Origin of the sequence: Parapusillimonas granuli, from assembly GCF_013416525.1 — a bacterium.
GTDB classification, from domain to species: domain Bacteria; phylum Pseudomonadota; class Gammaproteobacteria; order Burkholderiales; family Burkholderiaceae_B; genus Parapusillimonas; species Parapusillimonas granuli.
Map to the genome: position 1 here is coordinate 419,909 of NZ_JACCEM010000001.1, position 17,153 is coordinate 437,061.

Annotated in this window: 15 protein-coding genes and 1 pseudogene; 7 read left to right on the forward strand and 9 right to left on the reverse strand. The window is 62.8% G+C overall.

The window, feature by feature from the left end; translation table 11 throughout:
• Window positions 1–49 precede the first annotated feature (49 nt).
• The 9 genes from H0A72_RS01970 to rpmH form a co-directional block, all read right to left on the reverse strand.
• Complete coding sequence (locus H0A72_RS01970; RefSeq protein ID WP_180153309.1) at window positions 50–763, reverse strand: ABC transporter ATP-binding protein; 714 nt, start codon at window positions 761–763, stop codon at window positions 50–52.
• Window positions 763–1,506 (reverse strand): ABC transporter ATP-binding protein, encoded by a 744-nt coding sequence (locus H0A72_RS01975; RefSeq protein WP_180153311.1) that lies wholly within the window; start codon window positions 1,504–1,506, stop codon window positions 763–765. Before H0A72_RS01975 ends, H0A72_RS01970 begins: the two co-directional genes overlap by 1 nt.
• Window positions 1,503–2,510, reverse strand: coding sequence for a branched-chain amino acid ABC transporter permease (locus H0A72_RS01980; RefSeq protein WP_180153313.1), 1,008 nt, complete (start codon window positions 2,508–2,510; stop codon window positions 1,503–1,505). Before H0A72_RS01980 ends, H0A72_RS01975 begins: the two co-directional genes overlap by 4 nt.
• 6 nt (window positions 2,511–2,516) lie before the next feature.
• Window positions 2,517–3,437, reverse strand: a complete 921-nt coding sequence (locus H0A72_RS01985) for a branched-chain amino acid ABC transporter permease (RefSeq protein WP_180153315.1) — start codon at window positions 3,435–3,437, stop codon at window positions 2,517–2,519.
• Between the two features lie 58 nt (window positions 3,438–3,495).
• The gene (locus tag H0A72_RS01990) at window positions 3,496–4,698 is read right to left on the reverse strand and encodes an ABC transporter substrate-binding protein (protein WP_180153317.1); all 1,203 of its coding nucleotides are present in this window, start codon (window positions 4,696–4,698) and stop codon (window positions 3,496–3,498) included.
• A 217-nt stretch (window positions 4,699–4,915) separates the two neighbouring features.
• Window positions 4,916–6,613: a membrane protein insertase YidC gene (yidC, locus tag H0A72_RS01995; protein WP_180153319.1), complete on the reverse strand. Its 1,698-nt coding sequence runs from the start codon at window positions 6,611–6,613 to the stop codon at window positions 4,916–4,918.
• A gap of 103 nt (window positions 6,614–6,716) precedes the next feature.
• Window positions 6,717–6,950: a membrane protein insertion efficiency factor YidD gene (gene yidD, locus H0A72_RS02000; RefSeq protein ID WP_180153321.1), complete on the reverse strand. Its 234-nt coding sequence runs from the start codon at window positions 6,948–6,950 to the stop codon at window positions 6,717–6,719.
• Window positions 6,947–7,315 (reverse strand): ribonuclease P protein component, encoded by a 369-nt coding sequence (locus H0A72_RS02005; RefSeq protein WP_180153532.1) that lies wholly within the window; start codon window positions 7,313–7,315, stop codon window positions 6,947–6,949. Before H0A72_RS02005 ends, yidD begins: the two co-directional genes overlap by 4 nt.
• 55 nt (window positions 7,316–7,370) lie before the next feature.
• Window positions 7,371–7,505, reverse strand: coding sequence for a 50S ribosomal protein L34 (gene rpmH / locus H0A72_RS02010; protein WP_128355903.1), 135 nt, complete (start codon window positions 7,503–7,505; stop codon window positions 7,371–7,373).
• 200 nt (window positions 7,506–7,705) lie between these two features.
• Here rpmH and dnaA point away from each other — a divergent pair, with 200 nt between their 5' ends.
• The 7 genes and pseudogenes from dnaA (at window position 7,706) to H0A72_RS02045 (ending at window position 17,153) form a co-directional block, all read left to right on the forward strand.
• Entirely contained in the window at window positions 7,706–9,121 is a 1,416-nt protein-coding gene (gene dnaA / locus H0A72_RS02015; RefSeq protein ID WP_180153323.1) for a chromosomal replication initiator protein DnaA, read from the forward strand.
• 2 nt (window positions 9,122–9,123) lie between these two features.
• On the forward strand, window positions 9,124–10,233 hold the full coding sequence (gene dnaN / locus H0A72_RS02020) for a DNA polymerase III subunit beta (RefSeq protein ID WP_180153325.1): 1,110 nt from the start codon (window positions 9,124–9,126) through the stop codon (window positions 10,231–10,233).
• Between the two features lie 88 nt (window positions 10,234–10,321).
• Complete coding sequence (gene gyrB / locus H0A72_RS02025) at window positions 10,322–12,772, forward strand: DNA topoisomerase (ATP-hydrolyzing) subunit B (protein ID WP_180153327.1); 2,451 nt, start codon at window positions 10,322–10,324, stop codon at window positions 12,770–12,772.
• Between the two features lie 115 nt (window positions 12,773–12,887).
• Window positions 12,888–13,721: a dienelactone hydrolase family protein gene (locus H0A72_RS02030; RefSeq protein WP_180153329.1), complete on the forward strand. Its 834-nt coding sequence runs from the start codon at window positions 12,888–12,890 to the stop codon at window positions 13,719–13,721.
• 189 nt (window positions 13,722–13,910) lie between these two features.
• Window positions 13,911–14,507, forward strand: a pseudogene (tnpC, locus tag H0A72_RS02035) (IS66 family transposase); the annotation flags it as partial.
• Window positions 14,508–14,643: 136 nt separating this feature from the next.
• Window positions 14,644–15,114: a PI-PLC domain-containing protein gene (locus H0A72_RS02040; RefSeq protein ID WP_180153331.1), complete on the forward strand. Its 471-nt coding sequence runs from the start codon at window positions 14,644–14,646 to the stop codon at window positions 15,112–15,114.
• A gap of 275 nt (window positions 15,115–15,389) precedes the next feature.
• Entirely contained in the window at window positions 15,390–17,153 is a 1,764-nt protein-coding gene (locus H0A72_RS02045) for an ABC transporter permease (protein ID WP_218953129.1), read from the forward strand.

Here is a 17,153-nt window from a genome sequence, read left to right on the forward strand (position 1 = left end):
GAGGGAACCGCTTCAAGGCCGGCGCCGTGCGGGCCGGCCCCACGGGCCCTCACACGCCCATGTAGGCCTGGAGCTGCCGGCGCTGGGCGCCGAGCTCATGCGAATTTCCTTCCCACACGACCCGCCCCTTTTCCACGATGTAGTGCCTGTCTGCCAGCGGCAGCAGCGAGTTCAGGTTCTTGTCGATGCAGATGATGGCCAGGCCCTGCTGCTTCAGGGTGGCCAGGCAGTTCCAGATTTCAGCCCGGATGATGGGGGCGAGCCCTTCCGTGGCCTCATCCAGGATGAGCAGCTTGGGGTTGGTCATGAGGGCGCGGCCGATGGCCAGCATCTGCTGCTCGCCGCCCGACAGATTGGACCCCAGGTTGCCCGAGCGCTCGGACAGGCGCGGAAACAATTCATAGATTCTTTCGATGGTCCAGGGAGAAGGCGAGCGCTGGCGGTTGTGCGCCGTCGCCACCAGGTTCTCGTGGACGCTCAGGTTGGGGAAGACCTGGCGGCCTTCGGGCACCAGGCCTATGCCCGCCCGGCCGATCTTGTAGGAGGGCAGCCGGATGAGGTCGAGGCCGTCGAAATGGATGGCGCCCCGGCTGGGCCGCATGAGCCCGACGATGCATTTGACGCTGGTGGATTTCCCCATGCCGTTGCGGCCCAGCAGGGTCACGAACTGGCCCGCCTGCACGCTGAAGGCCATGCCGAATAGCGCTTGGCTGGGGCCGTAAAAGGCGTCGATTCCCGACACGTTCAGCAGTGTGTTCGGCATTATTCGTCGTCTCCGAGATAAGCGGTCCGGACGCTGGGATTGTCGCGGATCTCGGCGGGCGTGCCGCTGGCGATGGCGCGCCCGTAGACCAGCACCGTGACGCGGTCGGCCAGCTTGAAGACGGCGTCCATGTCGTGCTCGACCAGGACGATGCCGTAGTCCTGCTTGATGCTCAGGAGAAGCCGGGTCATCTGCAGGGACTCGGCCTGGCTCATGCCGGCCATGGGCTCGTCCAGCAGCAGCAGGCGGGGCTTGCCGGCCAGCACCATGGCCAGTTCGAGCTGGCGTTGTTCGCCATGCGCCATGTCGGAGACGGGGACATGCGCGCGGGATTCCAACCCGACCCGCGCCAGGGCTTCATGCGCCGGGCCGGTGAGCTCGGGCTGCGTGTCGACCGGCGACCACAGCCGGAAGCTGTGCCCTTGATGCGCCTGCACGGCCAGCATGACGTTCTGCAAGGCGCTGAATTCCGGAAATATGGACGTGATCTGATAGGAGCGCGCGATGCCGCGCAAGCTGCGCTGTTCCACGCTCTCGTTCGTGATGTCGCGGCCGTCCAGCAGGATCCGCCCCGCGTCGGGGCGGACCTCGCCCGCGAGCTGGGTGATGAGCGTGCTTTTGCCGGCGCCGTTCGGCCCGATGACGGCGTGGATCTCGCCGTGGCGCACGTCGAAGCTGAAATTGTCGGTGGCCAAGAGGCCGCCATAGCGCTTCACCAGGCCGCTTACCGTCAATAGGCTCATGGCTGTCGCGGCTCCGAAGCAATGGCGGCGGGCCGGCTTGCACGCCGGGCTTCGAGCTTTTGCAGCATGCCGACGATGCCCAGCCTGCTGCCGATGATGACGATCACGATGAGAGGCCCGAAAATCGCCATCCAGTGCTCGGTGATGGATTTCAGCCATTCCTCGGTCAGAATCATGGCGACGGAACCGAACAAGGGCCCGAACAGCGTGCCCATGCCGCCCAGCATGACCATGACGATGAGTTCGCCGGAGGTGGTCCACGACATGTACGAGGGCGAGCCGAATTGGGTGAGATTTCCGTAGAGCAGCCCGGCGATGCCGCAGAGCGCGGCCGACAGTACGTAGACGGCCAGCCGGTAGCGGAAGGTGGGATACCCCAATGCCCGCATGCGGCGCTCATTGCTCTTGCTGGCCCGGATCACCATGCCGAAACGCGAATGGATCAGCCGGTGGCAGCCATAGAGGCTCAGGCAGAGCAGGACGAAGGACACGGCATAAAGAGTGAGCGGATCGGTGAGGATGACGCCGCCGAAGTTGCTGCCCGACGCCAGCCGCAGGCCGTCGTCGCCGCCGTACTGGCTGAGGCTGACGAACAGGAAATAGAACATCTGGGCGAACGCCAGGGTGATCATGATGAAAGAAATGCCGCTGGTGCGCAGCGCGATGCTGCCGGTCAGCAGGCCGACGAGGCAGCAGGCCGCCAGGGTGACCAGCAGCTGCAGCCAGCCGTTGTCGATGCCGTGGAAGCTCAGGATGGCGGCGCTGTACACGCCCAGCCCCAGGAACAGCGCATGGCCGAAGCTGACCAGCCCGCCATAGCCCAGGATCAGGTTGAGGGACAGCGCGGCGATGGCGAAAATCAGGATGCGGGCGATCAGCGTGACGGCGAAGGGGTCGCCGGCCATGCCGGCGTAGAGCGGCACCAGCGCCAGCGCGGCCAGCAGCAGCGCGCTGACGGTGAAGCTGAGGGGCCGGCCGGGATGCTTGGCGGGGGCTCGATTCATGAAGGCTCAGGTGTTGTGTACGGGGAACAGGCCTTTGGGCTTGACGGCCAGCACCAGCGCCATCAGCAGGTAGATCATCATGGATGCCAGGGCGGGGCCGGCGATGTCGGCGCTGCTGCGTTCCAGGAAGCTGCGCAGGATGGCGGGCAGCAGGGTGCGGCCCAGGGTGTCGACGACGCCCACGATCAACGCGGCATAGAAGGCGCCGCGTATGGAGCCGATTCCCCCGATGACGATGACCACCATGGTCAGGATCAGGATGGGTTCGCCCATGCCGGCCTGGACGGACATGATGGGGCCGGCGAGCAGGCCGGCCACCCCGGCGAGCACGGCGCCCAGCGCGAAAAGCAGCGAATTGAGCAGCACGATGTTGACGCCCAGCACCCCCACCATGTCGCGATGGGTGGCGCCCGCGCGGATGAGCATGCCCACCCGCGTGCGGTGGATCAGCAGGTAGCACCCCAGGGCGACCAGCAGGCCGCTGACGATGATGACGAAGCGGTAGGCCGGGTAGCGGACCCCGAAGAGGTCGACCGCGCCGCTGAGCGCTTCCGGCACTTCCATATAGTAGGGCGAGGCGCCCCAGATCATCCTGGCCAGCTCGTTGAAGAACAGGATGAGGCCGAAGGTGGCCAGCACCTGGTCCAGGTGATCGCGCTGGTACAGCTTGCGCAGGGCGATCCATTCGATCGCCAGCCCCAGCGCCAGCATGGCCGGTACGAGCAGCAGGGCGGCAAGCAGGAAGGAGCCGGTGTGGTTGTACAGCGAGGCCGCGAAGAACGCGCCCATCATGTACATGGAGCCGTGCGCCAGATTGACGAAGTTCATGATGCCGAAGACCAGGGTCAGGCCGGCGGCCATCAGGAAAAGCAGGACCCCCAGCTGCAGGCCGTTCAGCGATTGGATGATGAACAATGTCGGGCTCAAGCAGGCCTCCGTGGCGTGTTCGCGGGCCGGCCGCGAGACCGGCCCGCGGAACGGCGGTTTACTTCATGGGGCATTGCGCCGCGAAATTGGCGCGCGTCTTGATGGTGATGGGGCTGATCGCCTTGAGCTCGGCCCCGTCCGCGCCCTCGACGACGTCGACGCGATAGAAGCCGGCGTCCGGGAACTGGTTGGACTCGAACTTGAACGGGCCGCGAACCGATTGGAAGTCGGCGGCTTTGAGGGCGGCGCGGAAGGCTTGCTTGTCGGTGATCTTGCCCTGCACCTTGGACAGCGCCGAGTCGATCAGGTTGGCGGCGTCGTAGGACTGCGCCGCGTACATGGAAGGCTGGCGCTTGTAGGCCTTGACGAAGGCTTCGACGAACTGCTTGTTCTGGGGATTGTCGATGTTGGGAGCGTAAGGCGCGCTGGTGATGGCGCCGACGGCCAGCGACTTGAGCGCCGGCAGGGTGGAGCCGTCGATCGTGGAAACCGAGATCAGCGGCAGCTTGCCCAGCAGGCCAGCCTGGCGGTATTGCTTCACGAAATTGACGCCCATGCCGCCGGGGTAGAAGACATAGACCGCGTCCGGGTTGGCGGCCTGCAGCTGAGCGATTTCGGCCGAGTAGTCGGGCTGGTTGACCTGGGTGTAGACCTCGTCCACGATCTTGCCGGTGTAGTCGCGCTTGAAGCCGGACACGGCGTCGCGCCCGGCCTGGTAGTTGGCCGCCATGACGTACACGTTTTTATAGCCCAGGTCGCTGGTCAGCTGGCCGCCGGCTTCGTGCAGCTGGTCGTTGTCCCAGGACGTGGAAAAGAAGAAGGGCGAGCAGGATTTGCCGGCGATGGGGGCGGGCCCGGCGTTGGAGCCGATGAAGAAGACTTCCGCGTCGGTGATGGGCTTGTGGATGGCCATCATCACGTTCGAGAAGGTCACGCCGGTGACGAGGGCGACGTTGTCGCTTTTCAAGAGCTTGGTGGCGGCCTGCACGCCGATGTCGGGCTTGAGCTGGTCGTCTTCGCGTATGACGGTGACCGGCACGCCGCCCAGCTTGCCGCCTTTCTGCTCGATCGCCAGCATGAAGGCGTCGTACTGGTCCTGGCCCAGGGCTCCGCCGGGGCCGGACAGGGTCCCGATGAAGCCGATCTTGATGGGGTCCTGGGCGAAGCTTGGCGCGGCGGCCAAGGCGCCGCAGACCAGGGCCGCGGCCAGGCCGTGATACAGGACGGAACGCCGCCCGGCGGGCGATGTGGCAGATTTCATGGTGTCTCCTAGCGCTTGTGTTTCAAGCGGTTGTTTTTTGCACGGTGATCGGACATGCGCCGCATGTTGCCGCGACTGTTATCCGGCAACGCCCAGCATAAGGCCAAAATACATGAAGCCTAAAGCACTTTGTATCCGGAATAACCCAAGGAGGAGGGGGTAAAAAAAGCTCCCGGCCGAGGGCCGGGAGCTTCCTGGGACTTGCGCCGGAGGGAAATCAGCGCGCGGCCGCGGCCGTTTCCTTGTCCAGCTTGTGCATGATGTAGCGCTGCTGGGCGATCGACACGGCGTTGTTCACGCACCAGTAGAGCACCAGGCCGGCCGGGAAGAAGAACATCATCCCGCCGAACACCAGCGGCATGATCATCATGATGCGGGCCTGGGTGGGGTCGGGCGGCGTGGGGTTGAGCTTGATCTGCAGGAACATGGTGGCCATCATGAACGCCGGCAGGATGAACCAGGGGTCGCGCGCCGCCAGGTCGTGGATCCAGAGGATCCAGGGGGCGCCGCGCATTTCGACGCTGCCCAGCAGCACCCAGTACAGCGCGATGAACACCGGAATCTGCACCACCATGGGCAGGCAGCCGCCCAGCGGGTTGATTTTTTCGGTCCGGTACATTTCCATCATGGCGGCGTTCATCTTGGCCTTGTCGTCGCCGAATTTCTCGCGCAGGGCCTGCAGCCGCGGGGCCACCTGCTTCATCTTGGCCATGGAGCGATAGCTGGCGGCCGAGAGCGGGTAGAACACCAGCTTGATCAGCAGGGTCAGGGCCACGATGGTCCAGCCCCAGTTGCCGAGCAGCGCGTGCAGCCAGGTCATGATCTTGAACAGCGGCTTGGCGATGATGGTCAGCCAGCCGTAGTCGACCACGAGCTCCAGGCCGGGCGCCAGTTCGCTCATGGCGCGCTGGTCCTGCGGGCCCACCCACAGGTGCGAATCGACCGTGACCTGCTGGCCGGGCTGGATGGTGCCCACGCCCTCGATGGCGCGTATGGCGTACAGGTTGTTGGACAGGCGCAGCGCCTCGTTGTGGCGCGGCTTGCTTTCCGTGGGCACCCAGGCCGTGGCGAAATAGTGCTGGACCATGCCGATCCAGCCGTTGTCCGCCTGCTTGACGTAGTTGGACTTGCCCTTGTCGATGTCGGAGAAGGTGATCTTCTGGAACTTGGCTTCGGCGGAATACAGGGCCGGGCCGGTGAAGGTGCTGTAGAACGCCGACGTGTCGCCCGGGTCGTTGCCGTCGCGCGTGAGCTGCAGATAGAGCGAAGGCGACACCGGCGCGTCGCCCTGGTTCTGGATGGTGTGCTGGACGTCGATATCGTAGCGGCCCTTGTGCAGCGTATAGGTCTTGGTGACCTTCACGCCGCCGGATTCGGATTCGAACACGACCTTGAGGGTGTCGCCGGCCAAGGTATGGTCCGTGGACACCAGCTTGAACGGAGTCAGGTGGGTGGGATAGGACTGGCCGTTGGGCGCGCCCACGACGCCGGTCTGGGCCACATAGACCGAGTTCGCCGAGTTGTCCAGCAAGACCATGCGCTGGTTCTTGTCGTCCGGCGCGGCGTAGTTCAGCAATTCCGCCTTGATCAGCTGCGCGCCCATGGTGTCGAAAGTCAGGTCGTAGACATCCGTCTTGACGTGGACTTTTTCCGAAGCGCTTGCCGGCTGGCCATTGTTGGCCGGCACGGTGCTGTCCGCGGCGATGGGCGCCGGCGTGCCGGCCGCGGGCGCCGCCGCCGTAGGCACGCTGGTGTCGGCGGGTGCCTGGGCGGTCTGGGCGGGGGCGGCCTGCTGGGTCGCCGCGGGGCTGGTGCCGAAAAGCGACGGGTTGCCGTTGTGCACTTGCCAGTTGTTCCACAGCAACAACAGCGAAAAAGATAAGATCATCCAGAGGATGGTGCGTCGGATATCCATAAGGCCTATTTTTCAGGTTAAAGCCGGGCAAAAGCCCAACAGTTTAACGTAGCTCCGCCCGCCACGGGGCGGGCAAATACGGTAGGCGCGGACGAATCCGCGCCTACCGGTGCTTGTGCCGCCGCCCTGGCACGGGGTCGTGGCCGCCGGGGTGCCAGGGATGGCAACGGGAAATACGGCGCAGCGCAAGCCATGAACCCTTGAGCGCCCCATGTGTTTCGATGGCTTCTATCGCGTAGGCGGAACAGCTTGGCGTGTAGCGGCAGTTCATGCCCAGCCACGGACTGATGAAGTAGCGATAGAAGCGGATGGGGGCGGTGAGCAGCGCGCGGATCATCGTTTGCTTTGGTCGAGCAGCGCATCGACTTCGGTGCGGACCCTTTGCTTGAGGTCTGCCAGGGAGCAGGCCTGTACTTTGGCATGCAAGCGGAACACCAGGTCGCGGGGCGGCAGTTCATGGCGCTTCAGCCGGAAGGCTTCGCGGATGACCCGCTTGATCGCGTTGCGGGTGACCGACCGCGCGGCATGGCGTTTTGCAATCACGAGCCCCAGCCGGGCGCATTCGGGGGGCGGGCCGGCGGGGTCGACCCTGGGCGTGGTGACGACGAACAACGCCCCTCTGGCAAGACGCCGGCCTTTCAGGGCTGAGGCGTATTCCGAGGGGCGGTGCAGGCGTGCCTTGGGAGGAAACGTGGCACGCATCGAGGCTGTTGCATCGGCCATGGGCCTGCCAGCCGGCGCTGGGCTCGCGTCGGGCTTAAACAGCCAGTTGCTTGCGGCCCTTGGCGCGGCGTGCATTGATCACGGCGCGCCCGCCACGCGTCTTCATGCGGACGCGAAAACCGTGGGTACGCTTGCGGCGGGTAACTGAGGGTTGGAAAGTGCGTTTCATGGATGATCCAAAGTAAAAGAGCTGCCAAAGGCGGGTCTTGCATGCCCCGGCGTAGAAAATTCGGTGATCAGCCCGCCATTTCATCAAATTTTTTCAGTTTAGTCAAACGGTTAGCGTAAACGCGCGGGCGCACGGCCGCCATGCCTGTGGATAACTACCCCTCCGACAGGGTAGAATCGAGGTTTACTGAAGTGGTGGACATGAACGAATTCTGGCAGACCTGCGTCCAGAGGCTGGAGCAGGAGCTACCTCCTCAACAAATCAGCGCCTGGATACGACCTTTGGTACCGCTGGCCTTCGACGAGGCCCAGGCGGTGCTGCGGGTTTCCGCGCCCAATCGTTTCAAGCTCGACTGGGTGCGCAAGAACTTTTCGCATCAGATCGAGCAACTGGCCAGCGAGTGGTACGACCGCCCCGTGCAGGTCGCATTCGAACTGGCCCATGCCGGCGCGGCGCCGCGCGCGCCCGCGGCGGCCGGGCTGCGCATGCCGGCGGCGCCCCAGGCTTCCGCCGCCGCCCCGGCGCCCGCGGCCGTGGCTCCGGCACCGCCGCCCCCAAGCGCCGCGGCCGCCGCAACAGAGATCGCCCACGACCGCTCCCGGCTCAACACCGAGCTCACCTTCGAAAACTTCGTCACCGGCAAGGCCAACCAGCTGGCGCGCGCGGCGGCGCTGCAGGTGGCCGAGAACCCCGGCGTTTCCTACAACCCGCTTTTCCTGTACGGCGGCGTGGGCCTGGGCAAGACCCACCTGATCCACGCCATCGGCAATGCCCTGCTGGCCAGCGGCAAAGGCACCCGCGTGCGCTACGTGCATGCCGACCAGTACGTGTCCGACGTCGTCAAGGCCTACCAGCGCAAGGCTTTCGACGAGTTCAAGCGCTATTACCACTCGCTGGACCTCCTGCTGATCGACGACATCCAGTTCTTCGCGGGCAAGAACCGCACCCAGGAGGAATTCTTCTACGCGTTCGAAGCCATGGTGGCCCAGCGCAAGCAAATCATCATCACCTCGGACACCTACCCCAAAGAGCTCTCCAACATAGACAGCCGCCTGATCTCGCGTTTCGATTCCGGCCTCACTGTGGCCATCGAGCCGCCGGAGCTGGAAATGCGCGTGGCCATTCTGCTGCACAAGGCGCAGACCGAAGGCGTCGCCATGTCGGAAGAAGTCGCTTTCTTCATCGCCAAGCATTTGCGCAGCAACGTGCGCGAACTCGAGGGCGCCTTGCGCAAGGTGTCGGCCTACGCGCGCTTCCATGGCCGCGACGTGCTCACCGTGGACGTCTGCAAAGACGCCCTGAAAGACCTGCTGTCGGTGTCCAACGGCCAGATCACCGTCGAGAACATCCAGAAGACGGTGGCGGATTTCTACAAGATCAAGGTGGCCGACATGTATTCCAAGCGCCGCCCCGCCAATATCGCCATGCCGCGCCAGGTGGCCATGTACCTGGCCAAAGAGCTCACCCAGAAGAGCCTGCCGGAAATCGGCGACCTGTTCGGCGGGCGCGACCACACCACGGTGCTGCATGCCGTCCGGAAAATCGCGGACGCCAGGTCCAAGCAGACCGAACTGAACCACGCTCTACACGTATTAGAACAAACCTTAAAAGGATAACCATGCAACTCGTACAAGCGACTCGTGATGCATTGCTCAAGCCGTTATCGACGGTGGCGGGTATAGTCGAAAGAAGAAACACCCTGCCCATCCTCGCCAACATACTGCTGCGCAAAGAAGGCAACAACGTGGCGTTCATCGCCACCGACCTCGAAGTCCAGATTACGACGCATGCCGATTTCGGCGTCGGCGACGACAACGACGCCACCACGGTGGCCGCCCGCAAGCTGCTGGACATCTTGCGCGCCCTGCCCGACACGGGCGACGTGCGCCTGTCGCAGGTCGGCGGCAAGCTGACGGTGCAGTCGGGCAAGAGCCGCTTCGCCCTGCAGACCATGCCCGCCGCCGAATTCCCCACCGTGGCGCAGCCGGAAAAATGGGACGTCTCGTTTTCCCTGTCCCAGAAAACCCTGAAGCACCTGTTCAACATGGTGCACTTCGCCATGGCGCAGCAGGACATCCGCTATTACCTGAACGGCCTGCTGTTCGTCTTCGAGCCGGGCTACGTGCGCGCGGTCGCCACCGACGGCCACAGGCTGGCCCACAGCGGCACGCCGGTGGAAGGCATAGAAGCCAAGCACGACGTCATCGTGCCGCGCAAGACCGTGCTGGAAATGCAGCGCCTGCTGTCCGACTCCGACGACCCCGTCGCCATCGACGTCGCCACGGGCCAGATCCGTTTCCGCTTCGGAGACGTCGAATTGGTGTCCAAGCTGGTCGAAGGCAAGTTCCCGGACTTCACCCGCGTCATCCCCAGCAACTACACCCGCCATTTCACGGTGAGCCGCGAGGCGCTGCAGGGCAGCCTGCAGCGGGCGGCCATCCTGACGACCGACAAGCTCAAGGGCGTGCGCCTGCAGCTGTCGGACAACCAGCTGCGTATTTCGTCTTCCAACGCCGAACAGGAAGAAGCCCAGGAAGAGCTCGACATCGACTACGGCCATGAGCCGCTCGACGTGGGCTTCAACGTCAGCTACCTGCTCGACGTCCTGGCCAACGTCAAGACCGAAACCATACGCTGGTCCGTGCAGCCCGACGTCAACGCCTCGGCGCTCATCACATCGCCCGACGACGACCAGTTCAAGTATGTCGTCATGCCGATGCGCATTTAAGCAACGCGCAGCCATGCCCGCAGGAAGCCCGCGGGGCGGATCTCCCGCGCTTCAACAGCCGCAAGGCTCAGAATAGGTTCATAACACTATGTCAGATCAAATCACGAATGTCGACGCGCCCGGCTATGGCGCCGACTCGATCAAGATGCTCAAGGGCCTGGAGGCGGTACGCAAACGCCCGGGCATGTACATTGGCGACACGTCCGACGGCACCGGCCTGCACCACATGGTGTTCGAAGTCGTCGACAACGCCATCGACGAAGCGCTTGCCGGGTATTGCGACGACATCGTCGTGACCATCCACGCCGACAACAGCATTTCCGTCAGCGACAATGGGCGGGGCATCCCCACCGACATCCACAAGGACGACGAATTCCACCGCAGCGCGGCGGAAATCGTCATGACCGAACTGCACGCGGGGGGCAAGTTCGACCACAACTCGTACAAGGTCTCGGGCGGGCTGCACGGCGTGGGGGTCTCCTGCGTGAACGCCTTGTCCGAATGGCTGCGCCTGACCATCTGCCGCAACGGCGAGCGGCACGAGATGGAATTCCGCCGGGGCGAACGGGTCGCGCCGCTGGCCGTCATCGGCGAATCCGGCGCCACCGGCACGCGGGTGCAATTCCTGGCCGACGCGGAAATCTTCGAGAACATCGAATACCACTACGAGATCCTGGCCAAGCGCCTGCGCGAGCTGTCCTTCCTGAACAACGGCGTGAAGATCCGCCTGGTGGACGAGCGCAGCGGCAAGGAAGAAGACTTCGCCTTCCTGGGCGGGGTCAAAGGCTTCGTGGAATTCATCAACCGCAGCAAGACGGTGCTGCATCCCAATGTGTTCTCGGTCAGCACCGAATCCACGGTCGGCGACACCACGGTGGGGGTCGACGTCGCCATGCAATGGAACGACGGCTATACCGAAACCGTGCTGTGCTTCACCAACAACATTCCCCAGCGTGACGGCGGCACCCACCTGACCGGCCTGCGCGCGGCCATGACCCGCGTCCTGAACAAATACATCGCCGACAACGAGCTCGCCAAGAAGGCCAAGGTGGACACCACCGGCGACGACATGCGCGAAGGCCTGGCCTGCGTGCTGTCGGTGAAGGTGCCCGAGCCCAAGTTCAGCAGCCAGACCAAAGACAAGCTCGTATCCAGCGAAGTCCGCCCCGCCGTCGAAGAAGCGGTGGCGCGCACCCTGGAAACCTGGCTGCTGGAAAACCCGATCGACGCCAAGGCCTTGTGCAACAAGATCATCGAGGCCGCCCGCGCCCGCGACGCCGCCCGCCGCGCCCGCGAGATGACGCGCCGCAAGAGCGTCCTGGAAGGCGCCGGCCTGCCGGGCAAGCTGGCCGACTGCCAGGAGAAAGACCCGGCCTTGTGCGAGATCTACATCGTCGAGGGCGATTCCGCCGGCGGGTCGGCCAAGCAGGGCCGCGACCGCAAGTTCCAGGCCATCCTGCCCTTGCGCGGCAAGGTGCTGAACGTCGAAAAAGCGCGCTTCGACCGCTTGATCGCCAGCGAGCAGATCACCACGCTGATCACCGCGCTGGGCACCAGCATCGGTCCCGATTTCAACATCGAGAAGCTGCGCTACCACCGCATCATCATCATGACCGACGCGGACGTTGACGGCGCGCACATCCGCACCCTGCTGCTGACGCTGTTCTACCGGCAGATGCCCGAGCTGGTCGAGCGCGGTCACGTGTACATTGCCCAGCCGCCGCTGTACAAGGTCAAGGTGGGCCGCGACGAGCGCTACTTGAAGGACGACGCCGAGGAAGCCCAGTTCGTGCTGCAGGTGGCGCTGAAAGACGCCTCGCTCACGCCCCGCGAGGGCGCGGAGCCCATATCGGGCGACGCCCTGGCCGAACTGGCGCGCCAGTACATCCTGGCCGACTCCGTCATCAACCGCATGGCCCGCCACCTGGACGGCGCGGCGCTTTCGGCCATGGCCGAGGGCGTGGAAATCAACCTGGACGACGCCGAGCGGGCCGAAGCCTCGGCGCGCCGCCTGCAGGCGGCCATCGAGGACCCGGCCAAGCTGGACGACGTGCGGGTCCGTGCCGAAGCCAATGAAGAAGGCACGTCGTGGCGCCTGGTGCTGAACCGCATGCACCATGGCAACGTGCGCGTCAGCATTTTCGACCGCGGCTTCGTGCGCAGCTCTGACTATGCCGTGCTGTCCAAGGCCGCCCAGACCTTCACCGGCCTGCTCGGGGAAGGCGCCGTGGTCGCGCGCGGCGAAGGCGACAAGCGCAAGGAAAAGATCGTGTCGGATTTCCGGGAAGCGATGCAATGGCTGCGGGCCGAGGCCGAGCGCAACATCAGCAAGCAGCGCTACAAGGGGCTGGGCGAAATGAACCCAGACCAGCTTTGGGAAACGACGATGGACCCCAGCGTGCGCCGTCTATTGCGCGTGCAGGTCGAGGACGCCATCGCCGCCGACGAGATCTTCACCACGCTCATGGGCGACGACGTCGAACCGCGCCGCGCGTTCATCGAGGGGCACGCGCTGCAGGCGGGGAATATCGACGTTTGAGGGTGTAGGATTCGATAGAAAGCTAGATTTTTCCCAATAAATTTAGATTTCGCAAAAAAAGGCTGCTTCTCAAGCAACCTTTTCTTCACAATAACAATAGCTGGGAGGAGACACTATGGGAGCAATTCAAGCGGTAAGGGCCATTACGCTCAGCGTGCTTTTCGCTAGCAGTGCCGCCATGGCGCAGTCATACAGTCAGTTCACCACCCGCATTCCCCAATACTCCGACCTGAATTTCCCCTCCGAGGCGAAGACGCTCGGTTTCTTCAGCAGTGTTTCCAATGCCATCTTCAAACCGGAAGGCGATGGCCCCTTTCCTGCTGTTGTCCTGGTCCACACCTGTGGCGGTATTCAGCCACATATCTCCGACCGCGCAAAGGAATTGATCGCGGCGGGCTTCGTCGTCCTGGTACAAGACTCGTATGGAACACGCGGCCACACGATTTTCTGTACGCCGGCAGGGGTAGGCGCGCCCAGGGTTTACAAGGACTCCTTCGACGCTCTCAAGCATCTCTCCCAGCTCAAAGTCGTCGACCCATCGCGCATCTATCTTGTCGGCCTATCGCTGGGCAGCTTTGCCGCGGCAGCAGTGTCGAGCCCGGAAGTGGCTCGCTGGATCGGCACACAAGACCGCTTCCGCGCCTCGATTGGCTGGTACGGCGCCTGCACCTTTGACGTGGGCCCCTATCCCAAATGGGAGCTGCTCCGGCACGATGTCGACCGCCCCGTCCTGCTCCTGATGGCAAAGAACGACGGCGAGACACCCATTGCCGATTGCTTCCCCTTGCTCGAGAACTTGAAGGCCGAGGGCAAGCCGGTGGCGTGGCATGTGTATGACGATGCGACGCATGGTTGGGACAAGTCCGATGCAAGGCGCGGCTACCAGTACAACGGCGCTGTTACCGCTGACGCCATGAAACGAACGATCGAGTTTCTCAAACAGAATTAAAGGAATACCTATTGCCGTTTATTGGTAACAGCCCGGTCTGCACCGTCTTGAAGGCATGAGCGCCAGATAGCGAAAATAGGTTCCAATCAAAAATACGTTGGAACCTATGTCATCACCCGAAATCAGTTACCGGAATCATCCTCGCCGACGCTTGAACCGTCATTTCAAGCGCGAAGTCGTCGAGATCCTGCTGGAGCAGGCTACAACGCGGTCTACGAACCCGGCCGGGTGCTCGAAGCCGGCTGCTGGGCGCACGCCCGTCGGCATTTTTACGATATCCACGAGAAGCGCCCCTCGACGATCACGACGCACGCGCTTGAGACCATTGCCGAACTCTATCGTATCGAAGGCGAGATTCGCGGAAAACCGCCCGATGAAAGACGTGCGGTTCGCCAAGTGCAATCCGCACCCATCGTCCACGCACTGCATGCCTGGCTGAAAGAGCAGTTGGCCACCGTTGCGAAGAAATCCGTCACCGCGGATGCGATCAACTATGCCTTGAACCAGTGGCAGGCCCTGACGCGCTTGCTCGACGATGGTCGCATCGAGGCAGACAATAATGTCGCCGAGCGCGCTCTCAGGGCGATCAGTGTGGGTCGCAAGAATTTTTTATTCTTGGGCTCGGATGCCGGTGGTGAGCGCGCCGCCACGATGTACAGCCTGCTGGGCACGGCAAAGCTCAACGACGTCAATCCCGAGGCGTATCTCGGGCACGTCCTGGAGCGTATTGCCGACCATCCCGTCAATCGGATCGACGAACTTCTGCCCTGGAACGTCAAGCTGTAAAGCGCAAAAGACTCAGCCTTATTAATCGCTCCAGGCACCATGCTGTTTCTATGAGACCATTTCAATTACATTTACTTTCACCCATCTCATCAAGCATCTATTCGAAAAAGGCTACCCGGGAAAAGTGATCGTTGGCGTGGACAAGATTGACCATAGCGCCTATATCAAGGCCGCAGCGGCAGAAGCGGCAAAATCGGAGAAGTATAAATACCGCATCTATTTCAGTTTTGACGACACGAAAAGGGACAACTTCTTTTCGGATCGGTTGTGGTTATTCAAAAAGAATCCCATGGATGTCGCCATTAATCTGTTGAACGAGTATGCGAAAGGCAAAGCCGTTTACGGAAACGGTATCAGCTCTGATTTGCTCGTTATCGGAGGCTTCACGGGTACGTTCAAGGACAGTGTGGAAGCGGAAAAGCAGGGTAGAGTGCAGCTGAACTATATTTGGACACTGGACAGTCACGACTCAATGCAGGACTTCTTGGCTTTGGGCGTTCGAGGAATAATGACCAACGAACCCATCACCTTGCAGCGAGCGCTGCAGCCTTACCTGGCTAACGGCGCACGCATGGCCCGTCCGGAGGACCCACTACGGATACCGTGATAAAGCACGGGCAATACTCGCTCAAGCATATTCGCATATAAGTGAATATGCTTGACACAGGCGAAGGGGCTCAGGCTCATGTGCCCCATTCTTTCGGTACAGTAGGAGTACACTGCTCAGTGCCAACCGCATTTACGACGCATACAATTTACTGACTTGCCTCAAGCCATCGCTGGACTCACTGCACAGGAGGAACGGTGCACAGCGCAACGCATCGCGACGCAACGGCCTCGCAAGGCCGACGAAAAAAATCTCCGATGTTTTCAAAGTACCGTTTGAAAATAGCGCTGCGCGAGCCGACAGTCGTCGTCGGCATCCTGGCCGCCCTTTTGTTCTCTTACTTGATTGTCGCGCCCATTGTTTCGCTGCTGGGCGATGCGTTTCGAGTCCAGTTCGCCGATTCAATGCGCATCGGCCAGGCAGCCGGCTCGTTTACCTTCTACAACCTGGAGCGGGTATTCCGGTCCATCGTCTCGCCCGCCATTTTGTGGGATCCGCTGGTCAATACACTTAGCGTGTCGTTTGGAGCAATGGCCATCGCGCTGGTGGCCGGCGGCATTCTGGCGTGGCTGATCAGCCGGACCAATATCATGGGCCGCAAGTGGTTCGCGACGGCGCTGATTGTCCCCTATATGCTGCCGTCATGGACGATCGCCCTGGCATGGAGCTCGATCTTCCTGAACCGTACGGTCGGTGGGCAGCCGGGGCTGCTGGAATCCATGGGTTTCGAGCCGCCGGACTGGCTTGCGTATGGCCAGCTTCCCATCACGATTGTGCTCGCGCTGCATTACACGCCCTTCGTCATCCTGCTGTTCGGCAACGCACTGCGTTCTTTTGATTCCCAGCTGGAAGACTCTGCGCGCATGCTGGGCGCCCCGACGTCCGTGGTCGCCCGCCGGATCATCATCCCGCTGATGCGCCCGTCACTGCTCTCCGCCGTTACATTGATCTTTGCCAAGTGCCTGGGCGACTTCGGCGTCGCCTATATTCTGGGGGCGCCGGTCAAGTACGACGTCCTGGCCACGTCCTTGTTCCGCAGTGTCACGGCCAGGCAAGGGGGCGAGGCGGCGGTGCTGGCGGGGGTGATCATTTTAATAGGCACCATTTCCGTGCTCATCGATGCGCGCCTGGTACGCGAAGCGCGCCGCTTCATCACCATCGGCTCGAAGGGCTCCATGAACCGGACGCAGCAGCTCGGGCCTTGGCGCTTGCCCATGACGGCCCTGGCCGGCGCGATGTTCGTGGTCAGTGTGGCGCTGCCCCTGGCGGTGCTGTTCCTGAGCACCGTCATGCGCACGCCCGGCAAGTTCGTTCTGGACAACTTCACCTTGGATTACTGGATAGGCCAAGACCTTCCGACCACGGCGCTGCGCACCGGCATCCTGATCACGCCGGACTTCTGGCATGCGGCCTGGAATTCGTTGTGGATCGTGGGCATTGCGGCGGTGTGTGCCGGGGTGCTCGGCGTGCTGGTCGGTTATGTGGTGGTCCGTTCGCCGCTGAAATCCATCGGCGCGTACCTGCGCTATATCACTTTCCTGCCCTATCTGGTGCCAGGCATCGCGTTTGCGGCGGCGTGCCTGTCCATATTCGCGGTGCCGCACGGGCCGATTCCCGCCCTGTATGGCACCGCCGCGATCCTGATCCTGGCCCTGATGGCGGATCAGATGCCGTTTGCGTCGCGCGCCGGCATCTCCGCCATGATGCAATTGGGCAAGGATCCCGAAGAAGCCGCCCAAGTCGCCGGCGCGGGCTGGTGGAAACGCCTGATCAAAGTGGTGATTCCCATTCAGAAGGGGCCGCTGGCCGCCGGCATTCTGCTGCCGTTCATCTCCGGCCTGAAAGGGCTGAGCCTGGTCATCATGCTGGCGACGCCGGGAACCGACCTGCTGACCACCTATGCGATACGGCTGGTCGACTTTGGCTACAGCCAGGCGGCCAACGCCGTCGTACTGATGCTGTCGGCCATCGCATTTTTTGGAACACTGTTTCTGCAGAAAACGACGAAGACGAGTCTTGCGTCGGGAATGGGGGGCTGA

Excerpts from the sequence above, each read along its gene's own strand:
- yidD (WP_180153321.1), bottom strand. The coding sequence starts at position 6,950 with ATGATCCGCGCGCTGCTCACCGCCCCCATCCGCTTCTATCGCTACTTC.
- yidC (WP_180153319.1), bottom strand. The coding sequence starts at position 6,613 with ATGGATATCCGACGCACCATCCTCTGGATGATCTTATCTTTTTCGCTG.
- H0A72_RS02030 (WP_180153329.1), top strand. The coding sequence starts at position 12,888 with ATGGGAGCAATTCAAGCGGTAAGGGCCATTACGCTCAGCGTGCTTTTC.
- gyrB (WP_180153327.1), top strand. The coding sequence starts at position 10,322 with ATGTCAGATCAAATCACGAATGTCGACGCGCCCGGCTATGGCGCCGAC.
- H0A72_RS01970 (WP_180153309.1), bottom strand. The coding sequence starts at position 763 with ATGCCGAACACACTGCTGAACGTGTCGGGAATCGACGCCTTTTACGGC.
- H0A72_RS01975 (WP_180153311.1), bottom strand. The coding sequence starts at position 1,506 with ATGAGCCTATTGACGGTAAGCGGCCTGGTGAAGCGCTATGGCGGCCTC.
- dnaN (WP_180153325.1), top strand. The coding sequence starts at position 9,124 with ATGCAACTCGTACAAGCGACTCGTGATGCATTGCTCAAGCCGTTATCG.
- rpmH (WP_128355903.1), bottom strand. The coding sequence starts at position 7,505 with ATGAAACGCACTTTCCAACCCTCAGTTACCCGCCGCAAGCGTACCCAC.
- H0A72_RS02005 (WP_180153532.1), bottom strand. The coding sequence starts at position 7,315 with ATGCGTGCCACGTTTCCTCCCAAGGCACGCCTGCACCGCCCCTCGGAA.
- H0A72_RS01990 (WP_180153317.1), bottom strand. The coding sequence starts at position 4,698 with ATGAAATCTGCCACATCGCCCGCCGGGCGGCGTTCCGTCCTGTATCAC.
- dnaA (WP_180153323.1), top strand. The coding sequence starts at position 7,706 with ATGAACGAATTCTGGCAGACCTGCGTCCAGAGGCTGGAGCAGGAGCTA.
- H0A72_RS01980 (WP_180153313.1), bottom strand. The coding sequence starts at position 2,510 with ATGAATCGAGCCCCCGCCAAGCATCCCGGCCGGCCCCTCAGCTTCACC.